Here is a 16,027-nt window from a genome sequence, read left to right as displayed (position 1 = left end):
CGTGCTTAGACGGCCGGTGCCGGCGGGACGATCAGCGCGTTAGGCTTGACGTCGTGGCCCAGCTCGGGACCGCCTGCCACAGCGGCGACTTCGCCTGCCGACAGCACGCGGATTGCAGGTGCGGCCGGAGCAGCGTTGGTTTGGGTCAGGTTGGCGAAGATAGCTTTCAGCATGATAAAACTCCTAGATAGACTTCAATGAGAACTACTTGGTTAATGGATACGGGTCTGCGTATCCGCTTTGCTACAACGTTGCTACAACTTTGCTACAACTACAGTGAAACAGGTAAGGGTGCCGGTGCGGGTCACGGGCGGCCGGGGCGCGCCGCAGCGGCGCCCAGCGCCTGCACGTAAGACGTCTCCTTGTAGGCCATGCGTTCCAGCCGGCTCTGCTGCATGGCCACGCGGGCCTGGTCGCCGGTGCACAGATGGGCCCGCACGTGCGGGGCCAGCAGCGCAAAGTCGTCACTCTGCTCGGCGCGGCCGGCCAGCACCTGCTGGGCCTGTACGCAAGCGCGTTGCGCGGCCTCAGCATTGCCGGTGGCGCGTTCGAGCTGTGCCTGGATCAGCAGCCCGCTGGCCAGCCGGGGCGCAGCCAGCGCGGCGCTCTTGCTGGTGGCGTACAGCCTCTCCAGCACGGCCGTGCTGTCGGCCAGCTGGCGCCGCGCATCGTCCCAGTGGCCCAGCTTGAGCTGGGTGGTGGCCAGCGATTGCTGCGCCGCGGCGATCAGCTGCTGCAGGCTGGCGGGCGCCGGTTTGCCGTCGGCGCTGCGCAAGCCGGCCAGCTTGTCCAGCAGCGCCTGTTGCCGGGGCAGGGCCTCGGCCGGTTTGCCCAGTTCGCTGTCCAGGTCGAACAGCTTCGACTGCACCGTGTACAGGCCGGTTTGCCACTGCCGGTTGCTGGGGTCCTGCTTGACGACTTCGAACAGCAGGCTTTCCGCCTTCAGCAGATTGCCGCGCGCTTCGGCCGGGCTGCCCAGCGCCAGTTTCAGCTCGCCCTGGTAGGTCAGCGCGTTGGCCAGGCGGTAAGTCCACAGCGCGTCGTTGGGGGCGGCCGCGTGCAGGGGGCGCAGCAGTTCTTCCTCGCGCTGGTACAGGGCCATGGCCTCGCCCAGCAAGCCCTGCTTGGCCTTGGCCTCGGCCAGCCACGACAGCGTGTTGGACAGGTCGGCCGACAGCTTGGTGTTGCCCGGCCGCGCGCTAAGGGCGCGCTGCTTGAGCTGCACCGAGGCCGCGAAGGCGTCGGCCGCCGCCGCGTAGCGTCCGCCCGACAGCGCCACCGCGCCGAGATTGCTGTTGGCGTAGGACTGCTCCATCCAGCCGTCGCTGTCGTCGGGATCGGCCGCCGCCAGGCTGTCGCTGTGCACGCGGTACTCGGTGAATTGCTGCTTGGCCAGCTCCAGTTCGCCTCTCAGGATGTGGATCTGGCCCTGGTAGAAGGCGTTCGCGCCCAGCGTCTTGTACAGCACCTTGCGGTCGCTATTCGTGTGTTCGAGCTGCAGCAGGATGGTGTGGGCGGCCTGCAGCGCCTCGGTGGCCTTGGCGAAATTGGAGCGCGCGATATTCACTTCGGCGATCACGTGCAGCGCCTTGGCGCGCTGCGACAGGGTGGTCGGGCTGACGTCCGTGCTCTGCGCCGACGACAGATAGGCCAGCGCCCTGCCGCTGATGCCGTCGAGCAGGTCGAGCCGGCCCAGCGGGCGCAGCTTTTCCACGAATTCGCCCAGCATGTAGCTCATCAGGCCCTCGGCCTCGGTGCGTTGCTGTTCGGCGTCCCGCTCGGCGTTGCGCGCGGCCAGGCCGAGGATCACGGCCAGCACCGCCAGCATGGTGACGCCAGCCGTCATGGCCACCTTGATGCGCTCGGCCAGCTTGACACGCTGCACCGACATGCGCACGTATTCCTGTTCCAGCGGCGCCAGGGTGAAGCCATCCAGGTCCAGCAGCGCGCGCGCCTGGTTGACCTGGCTGCCGCGCGGCAGCAGCAGGTCGCGTGGGCGGCCGGCCGCGGCCCAGCGCTCGGCGTCGTAGCCGATGCGGGTGCGCACCTGCAGCGCATTACGGTGCTGCTCGATCCATTCGGCCACGCGCGGCCAGCGCCGCAGCAGGGCTTCGTGGGTGACGCCGAAACTGGCCACGTCGCTGGCCAGTTCGCTGACAAACAGGCGCGCTTCCACCAGCGCGCGCACCAGCGCCTGCGCTTCGGCGCCGTGCAGCGAGGACCAGGCGGCGCGCCGCGCCGTGACAGCGCCTTGCTCTTCCGATAAGTCCACCAGCAGCGACAGCACGTGCGGCAGCGCAGCGCGCTGCGACGGTTCCAGCGCCTCCACCACTTGTTCGGCGCGCGCGGCGATGGCGCCGTCGATGCCGCCCAGCTGCTCGAAAACAGCGAAACGCAAGGTGCCGTCTTCGCTGCGCTGGCGGTACAGTTCGTTCAGGCAGTATTGCAGCAGCGGCAAGGTGTCCGGGCTGCCGCGCGCAGCGTCGCACAGCACGTCGTCCAGGCTGGCGCCGCTGACCGGGTCTTGCTCGAAACGCAACTGGGCTGCGCGCGCGGGCTGGCGCACGATCTGGGCGATGTCCGCGCCTTCCGGCGGACTCAGGTCGAAGTGGCCGCCGCGCGCCTTGAGCGCCATCAGCGCGGGCAGGGCGATCACGTCGGGATAGAAGTCGTTGCGGCAGGCCAGCATCACCAGCACGCCGCTGGAGCGCGCCAGCTGTTCCAGCAGGGCGATAAAGCGAGCGCGGATCTCGTCGTTCATGCCGGGCGCGCGGAATATCGCTTCCAGGCGGTCCACGAACAGGCCCACGCGCGGACGGCGGCTGCCCACCCGCAAGCGCTCCACCACGGCTTCGCTGTGGGCGCCTTCCAGGCGCTTGGCCAGGGCTTCGGCATTTTCACCGCTGAACACCAGCTTGCCGTCCAGCTCGGTATCCAGCAGCACGGCGGCCAGCGCCTGGAACAGGCCGCCTTCGGCCAGGTCCGCGCAATCCATGTACAGGGTGCATTCCAGCGCCACCGGTTCGGCCACGCTGCTCAGGGTTTTCATCAGCTGCGGCAGCAGGCCGGCCCGCACCAGCGAGGTCTTGCCGGAGCCGGACGGTCCCAGCACCAGGGCCATGGCACAGCCGGCGGTGGTCTGCTTGCGCACCACGTCGCGCAGCTGGGCAATGGCCTGCATGCGGCCGAAAAACACGGCGGCGTGGTTTTCCTGGAACGCTTCCAGGCCGCGGAAGGGCGACCCCTGCAGCCAGCCGCCTTCATCGGCCGCCACGTTGGCGGTCACTGCGGCGATGGCGCGGTAGCCGCGCTTGCGGATGGTTTCGATAAAACGCGGTTCCGTGCTCGAATCGCCAAGCGCGCGGCGCAGCTGGGTGATGGCTTTGTGCACCGGATTGTCGCCCAGTTCGATGTTGCCCCAACAGGCTTGCAGCAGCTCTTCTGCCGGGATAACGGCACCGGCGTGTCGGCACAAATAGCGCAAAACATCCATTGCACGTGGTTCCAGCTGACTACTTTCGTTTCCATTATGCAACGTATTGCTATCTGGATTGATTTGCCATTCGCCGAAACGAAAGCCCCTGTCGCTCATTCTGCTGCCTATGATCAAATTAAATCTTGATAAAAATCAAAGCCTTGCGCTACCGGAAGATTTCAGGAAGGCGCCGGAAGGTAATCAACATTACAGTAGATTCATGCCATTAGGCTAGATATTAGCATTTCCTCAAGAAAGAATATAAGATGTCAAATGTATCCATGTTTACCTTTAGCAACGCGGTCGAAGCAGGCGGCATGCGCACCATGAGTTTGCCGCCGCACGGCTCGGCGCTGCACGCGCCGGCTGCGCTGGGCGGCTACGATCTGGTCTGGGCGCTGGCGCCGGAAACGCTGCGCGCCCAACTGGCAGGCCTGCAAAAAGCCGGCAAGCTGCCGTCCGAAGTTCTGGTGGGTAACCTGGAAGAAGCCGGCATGATGGTCGGCGGTCCGGACGCGGATCGCGTCCGCCTGGCCGCGCCCCACCTGACCCTGGACGCCCACACGCCACGCAGTGCCAGCCTGGAACTGCTGTTCACCAGTGGCAACATCAGTTTTTACGATGCGCCGGGCCAGCGCAACAATGTGCGCAAGCAATCCGTTGCTGGATGGAAACTCGCGTTCAACGTCAAGCTGCAGCTGGAGCCGGTGGCGCTGACCGGCGCGATGCGGGACGCCAGCCCGGATTGCGCGCGCGCGCTGATGCGGTTTGACGAAACGCGCTACCGCCTGCACGCGCTGGCGCTGGACTTCGACCATAGCGACCTGCTGCACGCCGATCCGGCCCGCACCCAGCTGGGCACCGGCGACGCGGCGCTGGCTGGCAATTTCGTCAACTTCATCGGTGCCTGGCTGAAAGGGCTGGCTGAAGCGGGCACGCCCTTCGTGCTGGGTTACGCGGCCGTGCGCGCCATGCCGGGTGACGATGCGCTGAGCAAGCTGCAGCCCGGCAGCGTGAGCGTGGCGGCGGCCGGCACCTTGAACCTGCTCCACATGCTGGGCCGCAAAGCCAGTTCGGACGGGCGCGGCGCGGCCGGCGGCCCCGGGCTGGCGGCGGTGCGGCCCGGTTACGCGCCCGGCTGCGCGGCGCGCGCCGTGCTGTCGCGCGAGGTGTTCTTCAAGCGCTTCCTGAAGCCGCTGCTGATCGATCCCATCCAGCAGCGCCTGACCCAGCTGCCCGACTACCGCAACCTGCGCGTGGCGCCGGACGGCGGGCTGAACCGCGAAGAGTCGTTCAACGAGAAATCCGGCGTCTCGGCCACCATGGACAACGGCGCGCGCGCCGTGTTCGTGCCGAACGCCAGCGGCTGGGGTTACCGCGACCACGTGCTGCTGCACTGGCGCGAGGGCAACCGCCTGTCGCATGTGCGCGAGTCGGAACAGGACTTGCAGTTCAGCGTGACGGTGTCCAGCCAGCCGGACGGCATGGGCGTGCCGCGCCTGACCATAGACCTGTACAGCTCGCTGATGCGCTATGAGTGGGACCGTGCCAGCCAGAAGATGGCGCTGTTCAACCGCAAGGTGAACCTGGGTAAAGGCTGGGCGCGCAGCACCATGCATTGGGCCATGCGGCTGCAGTTCGTGGCAGACGACCATGGCGCTATCCGGGTGGTGGCGACGCCCAAGCGCTCGCCGGCGGCCACGGATTCGGGCGTGGTGGGCATGTATATGGTGTCGGACGCGCTGGGGCACTTGCTCAATATGAACAAGTTGAGCAACGAGTGGGAAGGCAATGCAGCCAGCTTGAGCGCGGTGCAGCAGGAAGTGGTGGCCGGTTTCGGCGTGGCGGCCACGGAACTGTTCAGCCAGATGGCCGGGCAGATGGTGCTGCCGGCCGGTCCGCAGCCGGGCTGCCGCGGCGTGCAGCTCAATGAGGACGGGAATATCGAGCTGGACCTGGGGTGGTAAAGACCGGCGGGTTACGGCGCCTTGCGGCGCCTAACCCGCCCTACACAGCGCCCGTAGGGCGGGTTAGGCGCGTGGCGCCGTAACCCGCCGGCCGTACTGCGTACTACTCGTAGTCGCTGATCGGTGCGCAGCCGCACATCAGGTTACGGTCGCCGTAGACGTTGTCGGCGCGGCCCACGGTCGGCCAGTACTTCTGCTTGCGCAGCGCCGGCACCGGGAAGGCTGCCGTTTCGCGGCTGTACTTGCGGTCCCAGTTGTCGGACGTCAGTACTTCGGCGGTGTGCGGCGCAAACTTCAGCGGGTTGTTCAGCTTGTCGAACTCGCCGCTTTCCACCTTGGCGATTTCAGCGCGGATCACGATCATGGCGTCGATGAAGCGGTCCAGCTCGGCCTTTGCTTCGGATTCGGTCGGCTCGATCATCAGCGTTCCCGGCACCGGGAAGCTCATGGTCGGGGCATGGAAGCCGAAGTCCATCAGGCGCTTGGCCACGTCTTCGTTGCTGATGCCGGTGGCATCGGTCAGCGGACGCAGGTCCAGGATGCACTCGTGCGCCACCAGGCCGTCGTGGCCCGAATACAGCACAGGGTAGTGCGGCGCCAGGCGGCGCGCGATGTAGTTGGCGTTCAGGATCGCGGTTTCGGTGGCAGCGGTCAGGCCTTCGCCGCCCATCATGGCGATGTACATCCACGAGATCGGCAGGATCGATGCGGAGCCGAACGGCGCTGCCGAGATCGAGCCGATGCCGTCTTCGCTGCGCACGTAGCCGTTCGAGCGCTGGTTGGGCAGGAACCTGGCCAGGTGCGCGCCCACGCCGATCGGGCCGACGCCGGGGCCGCCGCCGCCGTGCGGGATGCAGAAGGTTTTGTGCAGGTTCAGGTGCGACACGTCGCCGCCGAACGCGCCCGGCGCCGCCACGCCCACCAGTGCATTCATGTTGGCGCCGTCGATGTAGACCTGGCCGCCGTGCGCGTGGATGATCTCGCACAGTTCCTGGATGCCGTCTTCGAACACGCCGTGGGTGGAAGGGTAGGTGACCATCACGCAGGCCAGGTTCTTCGAGTGCTGCTCGGCCTTGGCTTTCAGGTCGGCCAGGTCCACGTTGCCGCGCTCATCGCACGCGGTGACCACCACCTGCATGCCGACCATATTGGCCGACGCGGGGTTGGTGCCGTGCGCCGACGATGGGATCAGGCAGATATTGCGGTGGCCTTCGCCGCGCGACTGGTGGTACTTCTGGATCACCAGCAGGCCGGCGTATTCGCCTTGCGAGCCGGCGTTGGGCTGCAGCGACACGGCGGCGTAGCCGGTGACGGCGCACAGCATGTCTTCCAGCTGGGCGATCATTTCGCGGTAGCCCACGGTCTGCTCGTTCGGCGCAAACGGGTGGATGGCCGAGAACTCGGGCCAGGTGACCGGGATCATTTCGCTGGTGGCGTTCAGCTTCATGGTGCACGAGCCGAGCGGGATCATGGTGCGGTCCAGCGCCAGGTCCTTGTCCGCCAGGCTGCGCAGGTAGCGCAGCATTTCGGTTTCGGAGTGGTAGCGGTTGAACACCGGGTGCGTCAGGTAGGCCGAGCTGCGGGCCAGCGCTTCAGGGAAGCTGTCGTCCACGCCCGCTTCCACGCTGTCGAAGTCCGGCGCGGCGGCGGCCGCATTGGCACCCTCGATGCCGGTGGCGAACACGGTCCACAGGGTGGCGATGTCGTCGCGGGTGATGGTCTCGTCCAGCGAAACGCCGACGTGGTTGGCGTCGATCTTGCGCAGGTTCACGCCGTTCGCTTCAGCGGCGGCGTGCAGCGCGGCGGCGTTGGCGGTCTTGACGGTCAGCGTGTCGAAGAAAGTGTCGTTGATGCTGTAGCCCAGCGTGCGCAGGTTGGCGGCCAGGATGCCGGTGTAGCGGTGCACGCGCTTGGCGATCTGCAGCAGGCCGGCAGGACCGTGGTAGACGGCGTACATCGAGGCGATCACCGCCAGCAGCACCTGCGCGGTGCAGATGTTGGAGGTGGCTTTTTCGCGGCGGATGTGCTGCTCGCGGGTCTGCAGGGCCAGGCGGTAGGCCTTGTTGCCTTGCTGGTCGATGGTCACGCCGACCAGGCGGCCCGGCATCGAGCGCTTGAAGTCGTCGCGGGTGGACAGGTAGCCGGCGTGCGGGCCGCCAAAGCCCAGCGGTACGCCGAAGCGCTGCGAGTTACCGACCACCACGTCCGCGCCCCATTCGCCCGGCGGCGTGAGCATGGTCAGGGCCAGCAGGTCGGCAGCCACCACCACCATGGCGCCGGCCGCTTTCACGGTTTCCACGTCGGCGCGGTAGTCGCGCACCACGCCGTTGACGCCCGGGTACTGCAGCAGCACGCCGAACGCGTCCGTCACGCCGGCCAGTTCGGCCGGGTCGAAGGTCTTCACGGTAATGCCTAGCGGCAGGGCGCGGGTCTGCACCACTTCCAGCGTTTGCGGCAGCACGTCGGAGGCGACGTAGAAGGTGTTCGACTTGGACTTGCCCACGCGCTGGATCAGCGTCATGGCTTCAGCGGCGGCCGTGCCTTCGTCCAGCATGGATGCGTTGGCGATGCCCATGCCGGTCAGGTCGGTGATCACCTGCTGGAAGTTCAGGATGGCTTCCAGGCGGCCCTGGGAAATCTCGGGCTGGTATGGGGTGTAGGCGGTGTACCAGGCTGGGTTCTCGAAGATGTTGCGCAGCACCACGCCAGGCGTGTGGGTGTTGTAGTAACCCTGGCCGATCAGCGACTTGAGCACCTTGTTCTGCGAGGCGATGCCTTTCAGCTTGGCCAGCGCGGCGGTTTCCGGCATCGGCTCGTAGAACTGGCCGAGCGGCAGGGCGCTCTTGTTGCGGATGGACGGCGGCACGATCGCATCGATCAGCGCGGAGCGGGTGGCGTAGCCGAGCACGTCGAGCATTTGCTGCTGCTCGTTGGCGTCCGGGCCGATGTGGCGGGCGATGAAAGCATCGCGGGCTTCGAGTTGGGTCAGGCTGGTACGGGTCATGATGGCGGGGGGCGAGATGAAGTATTCGAGGGCGGGTAGGGCGGGTAGGGCGGGTTAGCGTGCAACGCGTAACCCGCCATGCGCGAAGCGCGAACGCTTGATTTAAGCGTCGGTGCTCTTGCCGTAGGCGGCGGCGTCCAGCAGGCCGTTGATGGCGCCGGCGTCGGCTGGCTTGATCTTGAACAGCCACGCGGCGTAGGCGTCGGTGTTGATCGACTCGGGCGCATCGACCACGGCGTCGTTTACGGCAACCACTTCGCCGGCGATCGGCGCGTAGATGTCGGAGGCGGCTTTCACCGACTCCACCACGGCTGCGTCGTCGCCGGCGCCATAGGCGGTGCCGACTTTTGGCAGCTCGACGAACACGATATCGCCCAGTGCGTCCTGCGCGAACTCGGTGATGCCGACGGTCACGGTGCCGTCAGCTTCAGCGCGTACCCACTCGTGGGATTCGGTGTACTTCAGGTCTGCAGGAATATTGCTCATGTGTGGCTCCAGTTGGTGATTGGTGATGTTCTTAAGGATGGGGGTCAAGCTACCAGGATTTTACCGTTACGCACGAACGGCAGTTTTACCACGGTGGCGGCCAGTTTTTTGTCGCGGATTTCCACGTGCACGGTGTCGCCCACGTTCACGCCGTTCGGCACGCGCGCCAGTGCAATGGCTTGCTGCATGGTCGGGCTGAAAGTGCCGCTGGTGATCTCGCCGGTCTGCTCGGAGCCGGCCACGATGACTTTCTGGTGCGCGCGCAGCACGCCGCCTTTTTCTCGCAGGATCAGGCCCACGAACTGGGCGTTCGATCCCATGGCTTGCAGCGCGGCCTTGCCGACGAAGTCGCGCTCCGACACCAGGTCGATGGTCCAGGCCAGGCCTGCGTCCAGCGGGTTCACGGTTTCGTCCATGTCCTGGCCGTACAGGTTCATGCCCGCTTCCAGGCGCAGCGTGTCGCGCGCGCCCAGGCCGGCGGGCTTCACGCCAGCCGCGTGCAGTGCGTTCCACAGCGCTTCGGCCTGGTCGGCGGCAACGCCGATCTCGAAGCCGTCTTCGCCGGTGTAGCCGGTGCGGGCGATCATCGCCTCGCCGAACGGGGTGTCCTGCACGAAGGCCACGTTGAAGGGTTTCATGTCGGCGGTGGCCGCTTGCGAACCGGCGATCACTTCCCATACCTTGGCGCGGGCGTTCGGGCCTTGCACGGCGATCAGGGCCATGGCGTTGGCGCCGTCGCGGCGCTGGGTGATGGTCACGCCCGAGCCGGTGGCCTGGTTCTGGGCCTGCATCCATGCCACGTCTTTTTCGGCGGTGCCGGCATTCACGACCAGGCGGAACCAGCCTTCGTTGATGAAGTAGACGATCAGGTCGTCGATCACGAAGCCTTGCGGGTTCAGCATGCACGAGTACAGCGCCTTGCCGGACACCTGCAGCTTGTCGACGTTGTTGGCCAGCAGGCCGCGCAGGAAGGCGCGGGTGTTGTCGCCCTTGATGTCGACCACGCACATGTGCGCCACGTCGAACATGCCGACGTCGGTGCGCACCGCGTGGTGTTCTTCGATTTGCGAACCGTAGTTGACTGGCATGTCCCAGCCGCCGAAATCGACCATGCGAGCGTTCAGGGCGCGGTGAGCGTTATTGAGTGGGGTCGCTTTGAGCGTCATGGGGCAGTCCAATAGATAAGAGGTTTACGGAAGCAGAATGCACAGCACAATGCGACGAACCCCTCTGTCCTTGGTACCTGAGAGATAGCGGACGATCATCCGCACGCCCCTTCGGTGGGCTGCTGGCGTGGTGCCGCAGCCGCTCTCCAGAGTTTGACCCAGCTGCGCAGTGCGCCGCTGGCCCTTGACCGGTCCTTTTGCCTGAGAGTTTTTGGGTAGTGCCCCTTCGGCGGCAACGCAAGTTTGCCCTCTCCCGATCAAGACTGAGGAATATATGACAGAAGGGGCTTTATGTCAATCTTGCAGGGTGCGCGGCAACTGCGCAGCACTGGCTCTTCGGCAACATGCTGGTAGAGTAGGGAACAGTCCTGTCAAGTTGCCCCTGCTGTGGCTAAAATTAAGCGTGGAGCAGAGACTGCTCCTATCCCAGCCACTTGACGATCGGACGCCCACGATGCTCCCCAATCCAAAGTCCAGCCACAGGCTCGCCCCGCCACGGGGCTTGCGCCGGCTGGTCGCTTTGGTGGCGTTGATTTCCTGGCTTGGTACAATTTCTGTTAATGCACAGCAAGTTGTGAAGGTCGGCGGATACGATTTTCCGCCTTTCGTCGACAAGACACCGGGCGCCACCAGCCTGACGCTGGATCTGATTGCGGCCCTGAACGCGTTCCAGAAAAAATACGTTTTTGAGTTCGTTCATACCTCTTCCAAGCGCCGTTTCATCAATTTTGATGAGGGAAAGTACGATCTGATGTTTTTCGAGGCTCTCGACTGGGGCTGGCAGGGGAGGGAAATGGCGGCCTCGGAAGTGATTATGCACGGCGGCACGGTCTATATTACCCGGATGGAGAAATACAAGGATCAGCGATATTTCGACGATCTGCGTGGAAAGACTATCTGGGGCATCCTCGGTTACCACTACGGCTTCGCCAACTTTAACGCCGACTACGACTTCCTGAAGAAGAACTACAACGCCCACATGACCACCTCGCAGGACGGTCTGATCGAAGCCGCAGTCACCGGGCGTGCCGACATTTCGGTGGTGGTGAGGGAGTACCTGCAAATCTACCTTCTCAAGCATCCCGAGGTGCAAAACAAGATCCTGGTCTCTACGAAATTTGATGCCGTGAACGCGTACACTATTCTCGTGCGCAAAGGCATCAGCCCGAGCGTTGCCGAAATCAACAAGCTGCTGCTGGAGATGGAAAACGCCGGGATCCTCAAGAAACTCTGGGGGAAATACAACCTGAAATAGCCGAAACGCTATGGCCGGATCAGATGCCTGAAGGTCGGTTCAATGTTCTTCGCATGGAGGAACGCAACGATGTCTTCCAGCGTGGCGTCCTTCAGCAGCAGGCCGTCCGCTAGGGCGGGGGCTGCCGGCGCGGGGGCTGGCGTGGGCCCGGGTCCGGGGCCTGGCGCTGCGGCTGGCTGCCCGGCTGCCGGCGCAGGCTGGAGCAGCGTCAGCGCCTGCGTAAACTGGGCCTCGCCGATGCTGTGCAGGCCGTCCAGCAGCGCCGCCTGTCCGGCGTGCGGCGGCGGCAATTCCAGCCCGGATTCTTCCGCGAAGGAGGCGCCCAGGCCGGGATTGATAAAGGCTGCCCATTTGCCTGTGCCTTGATGCAGGCAGGGCGGCAGGTCCATAACGTAGCTGTCCGGAGCGGGCGCGTCCGGCACGTATCTGGCCCACAGCAGCGCGGCGAACCGCTGCGCCAGCGCTTCCGGCACCGCCTTGGCCAGCGACAGCCACAGGCCGTAACCCCGGTCGCCGGCGATGCTCACCGCCGGGGCGGGCAGGCCCAGCTCGGCCTGCAAGGCGTTCGCCATGTCGCATAGCTGGGTCCAGTGCTGGGCTTCCAGCCCGCCCGGAACGGGGCGGAACGGGATGGCGACGGCGCGCGTGCGGCCGTCCGCCACCAGGCGGGCGAGCACGCCGGTCTGGCCTTGGGCACGCTGGGCCAGCAGGTTGGTTTGCGCCGCGCCCTCGGGCAGGTAGAGGCGGGTTAATGCCGAAGTGAGGTTGTCCATCTGTGTCCTTGAAGTCTGGACCAGATTGTAGCGCGGCCGGCCGCGGGGCGGCAGTGTGCTGCCGCCGCGCACGAATGACGCAGCGTCCCGCTATGAAGGCCCGTGTTTTGTTAGAATCATTGCATGCATAAAAGTGAGGACACATTCATGGAAGACCAGGACAAACTGCAGGGCCATTCGTGGTTTACCCTGTCCGGCGACGTCAACAGCGACATGGTGCACCGCATGTTCGATGCGGCGGCGGACATGAGCGAGGACATGGTGACCGATGCGCACGTGCTGCTGCAGTCCAATGGCGGCTACGTGAGCGATGGCATCTGCCTGTACAACTACATGAGCAACCTGCCGGTCCGCTTCCATATGTACAACGCCGGCGCGGTGGCTTCCATCGCGGTGATCGTGTTCATGGCCGGCTACAAGCGCTACGCCAGCAGCACCGCGCGCTTCATGGTGCACAAATCGCACGCCAGCGCGCCGTCGGGCGCCCGTCCCGACGCCCTGCGCATCATTGTCGAGGGGCTGCAGGCAGACGATGCCCGCACCGAGGAAATCCTGCGCAGCCACGTGAAGTTCAGCGAGGACCACTGGCGCATCCATGCGTATTCGGACCTGCACCTGACCGCCTCGGAGGCCGTGAAGGTGAATATGATCGACAAGGTAAGCGACTTCCGCCCGCCGCCTGGCCGGCGCATCACCAATATCTGATTGCCGCGCGCCTGCCACGCGCCTGCCACGTGAAACGCCCGGCTCGAAGGCCGGGCGGCGGGTGATTGCGGACAGGGACGCAGCCTAGCGGTTGCGCGAGCCGCTGCGGCTGCTGCTGCGGCTGACCTCGTTGCGCGCGTCGTCGCTGCGCGAGCGGCGGCTTTCTTCCTTGCGGTCGAGGGCGCCGCCCTGGGCGTCCGACCGGCCTAGCGAGGCCGAGCCGGGGGCGCCGGATTGACGGCTGGCGCTGTTGGCATCACTATCTTTGCTCTGCCGGTCGCTTCTTTGCTTCGATTTCATGTCGCTGTCCTTTATACAGTGAGGGAAAAATCAAACAAAATCACTATTTCTTTCTTGCGAGCTATTGCCTATCGGCAAGAATGTGCAAGAATGTGGTATCGCGGCTGTTAACATGAAATCGACAGGCCGGCCGCGCAGCCTGTCGCCATCAGGTTAGACCATGCTTTCACATCCGACAACTCCGTCAGCGCCAAAAAAAGCGGTCACCCCGCGCCATGCGCTATTGGAGAACCTGATCGAGGTGGTGAAGCGGCACGTGGGCGACCAGTTCCTCGATTTCACCACCCGCATCGCCGGGGCACTGGTCGATGGCGTGGACACCGGCGGCGACGTGCGCGAGCTGCAGGCCCGCATCCGCGCCGGCAACCTGTTGCGCAATGATCACTACCGCTACCTGAACCTGACGCTCAGGGAGCTGGAACGGTCGCTGAGGCATGAGATTGCCGAGCTGGCGCCCGGCGCCAAGACCAAGCCGCGCGTGCTGGACCAGCCGCTGTCGCTGGTGTCGCTGGAGGAGATGGACAGCAAGGTGACGCTGGGCGGGATCAGCAAGCCCTTCGAGGCACAGTATTCCGATGCGCTGGCCACGCTGAACGTGCGCCTGGCCTTCCTGCTGGACCGCGACATCCTGCGCGTGAACCAGAATCCCTTCCGTCCCGAAGTCTTTTTGAACGCATTGCAGAGCGCGTGGCTGGAGTTCAACGCGGACGAGGCGGCGGCCGGGCTGCTGCTCGGCCTGCTCAAGCCGGGTATGTTCATGGAATTGTCCGGCATGCTCGAGGAGCTGAGCCTGACCATGCAGCGCAAGGGTGTGCTGCCGGGCTCGGTGGACAGCTACAAGGCGCGCAAGGCGGACTCGCACGACGCCAGCAGCGCCAGTCCCGCGCGCAAGCGCAAGCAGCAGGCGGAACTGGCGCAGCAGCTGCGCCAGTTCTTCTCGGCCTCGCAGGATGCGCCGCTGGATCCGGACCTGGTCATTCCCGATCTGCCCGACATCGCCAACCTGAAGGCTGGCGCGTGGGCGCAGGGCGCCGCGCAAGGTCCGCTGGGCGGGGTGGCCAATGAGGTGGCGCAGCGCGCGGCCCAGGTGGCGTCCAAGCAGCCTTTGATGAATTATCTGGCGCAGGTGCAGCAGAGCGCCATGCCGGGCGCCGGTTTCATGATGGCTGGCGGTCAGGGCGGCGGTGCGGCCGTGCCGCATCCCGGCTTTGTCACCGGCTTCATCCCTGGCGGTGCCGCGGCGGCCGGCGGCGCGCTTGCCGGGGGCGGATTCCCGGCGCCGGGCGTGGCCGGGATCCCCGCGATGGCCGGTATGGCAGGTATGGCCGGCGGGGCGGGAGCGGGGCCGGGCGTGCTTGCGGGTGCGCCCCATGCGGGCTTCTTTGCCCCTGCCGGCGGCTTTGTGCCGCCCGATGGGCTGGCCGTGCTGCCTGCGGGCGGTTTTGCCGTGCCGGCCGGAGCCGGGCAGGGCGGCAACCCGCAAGGGCTGCTTGGCCTGCTCAATGCGGCTGCCGGCGCGGCGGGCATGCAGGGCATCGCGAGCCTGGGCGCCGCCCCTAACGCGGCAGGCAACCCAGCAGCCAATGTCGCAGCCAATGCAGCCACCGATGCCGCGTCGGCCGGCGCCGCGCCCAATGTGTTCTACCTGCCCAACATCAAGAAGAACGCCCCGCAAGGCAGCCTGACCCGCTCGGATGAAAGCACCATCGACCTGCTGTCGGCCATCTTCGACACGGTCTTCCGCGACCAGAACATCTCGCAAGAGATCCGCGACCTGATCCGCTTCCTGCAGATCCCGGTGCTGAAGGCTGCCCTGGTCGACAAGGACTTCTTCTTCCAGGACAGCCACCCTGCACGGCGCATGATAGACCTGCTGTCCAGGATGGGCTGGGAGCAGCGCAAGAGCCCGGAAGATCCGCTGTTCCAGGCCATGCAGCGCAGCGTCGAGCGCGTGGGCCGCGACCATGACCAGGAGGTGTCCGCCTTCAGCGAGGCCGTGCAGGAGCTGGAAGCGTCCATCAAGGCCGAGGAGGCTGCGTCCGCCGCCGCCATCGCCGAGCCGATCGCCGCTGCGCTCAAGCAGGAAAAGATGGCCGTGGCCGCCAAGTCGGCGAAAAGCGCGGTCGCGCTGCGCATCGGCAGCGGCGAAGTGATCGCGATGGTGGAAGCCTTCCTGGAGAACAAATGGGTGTCCGTGCTGACCATTGCCTACAACGTGGAAGAGAGCAAGCCGGGCGCCGTGCAGAACGCCACCCAGACCATGGATGACCTGATCTGGAGCGTGAAGCCCAAGATCACCGCCGACGAGCGCAAGCAGCTGATCTCCAAGCTGCCCAAGCTGCTCTCCACGCTCAACAAGTGGCTGGACGTCATCAAATGGCAGGATGCCGACCGCCTGCAATTCTTCGCCGAACTGGCCGAGTGCCACGCCTCCATCGTGCGCGCGCCGCTGGAGCTGTCGCCTGAACGCCAGATCGAGATCGCCATGGAAGTGGCGCAGAAAGCCGCCGAGCGCCGCCTGGAACTGGAAGCCAGGGCGGCCGAAGCCGCCGCCAGGACGCGGCCCGACCCGGCGCTACCGCTGGACGACGACGCCGCCATCGAAGCCGACAGCCTGGCGCGCGGCATGTGGCTGGAGTTCGACCAGCAGGACGGCAGCACGCGCAAGGTCAAGCTTGCCTGGATCAGCCCGCTGCGCACGCTCTACATCTTCTCCACCAGCGCGCGCCAGGAGGCGTTTTCCCTGTCGGGCGAGGCGCTGGTGCAGAAGTTCCGCGAGCGCAGCGTGCGCGCCGTGCGCACCGAAGGCGTGGTGGCGCGTGCGCTGTCGGCCGCCATGGGCGGCCTGGCCGTCAACGACGACCACCTCGATCCGCCCGCCAACGTCGCCGCCTGA

At 65.7% G+C, this 16,027-nt stretch carries 11 protein-coding genes and 2 riboswitches; of the genes, 4 read left to right on the top strand and 7 right to left on the bottom strand.

The window, feature by feature from the left end; genetic code table 11:
- Positions 1–5: 5 nt before the first annotated feature.
- Positions 6–173 (bottom strand): hypothetical protein, encoded by a 168-nt coding sequence (locus tag ASC94_RS32275; RefSeq protein WP_157201275.1) that lies wholly within the window; start codon positions 171–173, stop codon positions 6–8.
- Positions 174–304: 131 nt separating this feature from the next.
- Positions 305–3,592: a winged helix-turn-helix domain-containing protein gene (locus ASC94_RS04475; RefSeq protein ID WP_082616154.1), complete on the bottom strand. Its 3,288-nt coding sequence runs from the start codon at positions 3,590–3,592 to the stop codon at positions 305–307.
- Positions 3,593–3,741: 149 nt separating this feature from the next.
- On the opposite strand from ASC94_RS04475, the gene ASC94_RS04470 reads away from it, so the two are divergent.
- Positions 3,742–5,442 carry a hypothetical protein gene (locus ASC94_RS04470; protein ID WP_157201274.1) on the top strand — a complete coding sequence of 567 codons (1,701 nt, stop codon included), beginning with the start codon at positions 3,742–3,744 and terminating at the stop codon, positions 5,440–5,442.
- A gap of 103 nt (positions 5,443–5,545) precedes the next feature.
- Here the strand turns inward: ASC94_RS04470 and gcvP are convergent, their stop codons facing one another.
- From gcvP to gcvT, 3 genes are all read right to left on the bottom strand, one after another.
- On the bottom strand, positions 5,546–8,446 hold the full coding sequence (gene gcvP / locus ASC94_RS04465) for an aminomethyl-transferring glycine dehydrogenase (RefSeq protein WP_056391265.1): 2,901 nt from the start codon (positions 8,444–8,446) through the stop codon (positions 5,546–5,548).
- Positions 8,447–8,548: 102 nt separating this feature from the next.
- On the bottom strand, positions 8,549–8,932 hold the full coding sequence (gcvH, locus tag ASC94_RS04460; protein WP_056391263.1) for a glycine cleavage system protein GcvH: 384 nt from the start codon (positions 8,930–8,932) through the stop codon (positions 8,549–8,551).
- A gap of 44 nt (positions 8,933–8,976) precedes the next feature.
- Positions 8,977–10,098, bottom strand: a complete 1,122-nt coding sequence (gene gcvT / locus ASC94_RS04455) for a glycine cleavage system aminomethyltransferase GcvT (RefSeq protein ID WP_056391260.1) — start codon at positions 10,096–10,098, stop codon at positions 8,977–8,979.
- A gap of 54 nt (positions 10,099–10,152) precedes the next feature.
- Positions 10,153–10,258: riboswitch (glycine riboswitch) on the bottom strand.
- A gap of 19 nt (positions 10,259–10,277) precedes the next feature.
- Positions 10,278–10,364: riboswitch (glycine riboswitch) on the bottom strand.
- A gap of 188 nt (positions 10,365–10,552) precedes the next feature.
- On the opposite strand from gcvT, the gene ASC94_RS04450 reads away from it, so the two are divergent.
- A complete protein-coding gene (locus ASC94_RS04450) occupies positions 10,553–11,353 on the top strand; it encodes an ABC transporter substrate-binding protein (protein ID WP_162251392.1) in 801 nt (266 codons plus the stop codon).
- A gap of 8 nt (positions 11,354–11,361) precedes the next feature.
- On the opposite strand, the gene ASC94_RS04445 is transcribed toward ASC94_RS04450, so the two are convergent.
- On the bottom strand, positions 11,362–12,126 hold the full coding sequence (locus ASC94_RS04445) for a hypothetical protein (protein ID WP_056391254.1): 765 nt from the start codon (positions 12,124–12,126) through the stop codon (positions 11,362–11,364).
- Between the two features lie 147 nt (positions 12,127–12,273).
- Here ASC94_RS04445 and ASC94_RS04440 point away from each other — a divergent pair, with 147 nt between their 5' ends.
- On the top strand, positions 12,274–12,831 hold the full coding sequence (locus ASC94_RS04440) for an ATP-dependent Clp protease proteolytic subunit (RefSeq protein WP_056391251.1): 558 nt from the start codon (positions 12,274–12,276) through the stop codon (positions 12,829–12,831).
- Between the two features lie 84 nt (positions 12,832–12,915).
- Here ASC94_RS04440 and ASC94_RS04435 read toward each other — a convergent pair whose 3' ends face one another.
- On the bottom strand, positions 12,916–13,131 hold the full coding sequence (locus tag ASC94_RS04435; RefSeq protein WP_056391246.1) for a hypothetical protein: 216 nt from the start codon (positions 13,129–13,131) through the stop codon (positions 12,916–12,918).
- Positions 13,132–13,291: 160 nt separating this feature from the next.
- Here ASC94_RS04435 and ASC94_RS04430 point away from each other — a divergent pair, with 160 nt between their 5' ends.
- The gene (locus ASC94_RS04430; protein ID WP_056391244.1) at positions 13,292–16,027 is read left to right on the top strand and encodes a DUF1631 family protein; all 2,736 of its coding nucleotides are present in this window, start codon (positions 13,292–13,294) and stop codon (positions 16,025–16,027) included.

This window comes from Massilia sp. Root418 (assembly GCF_001425265.1).
Taxonomy (GTDB): Bacteria; Pseudomonadota; Gammaproteobacteria; order Burkholderiales; family Burkholderiaceae_D; genus Rugamonas.
The sequence above is the reverse complement of the archived record's forward strand: the minus strand, read 5'-3'. Positions and strand labels throughout refer to the sequence as shown.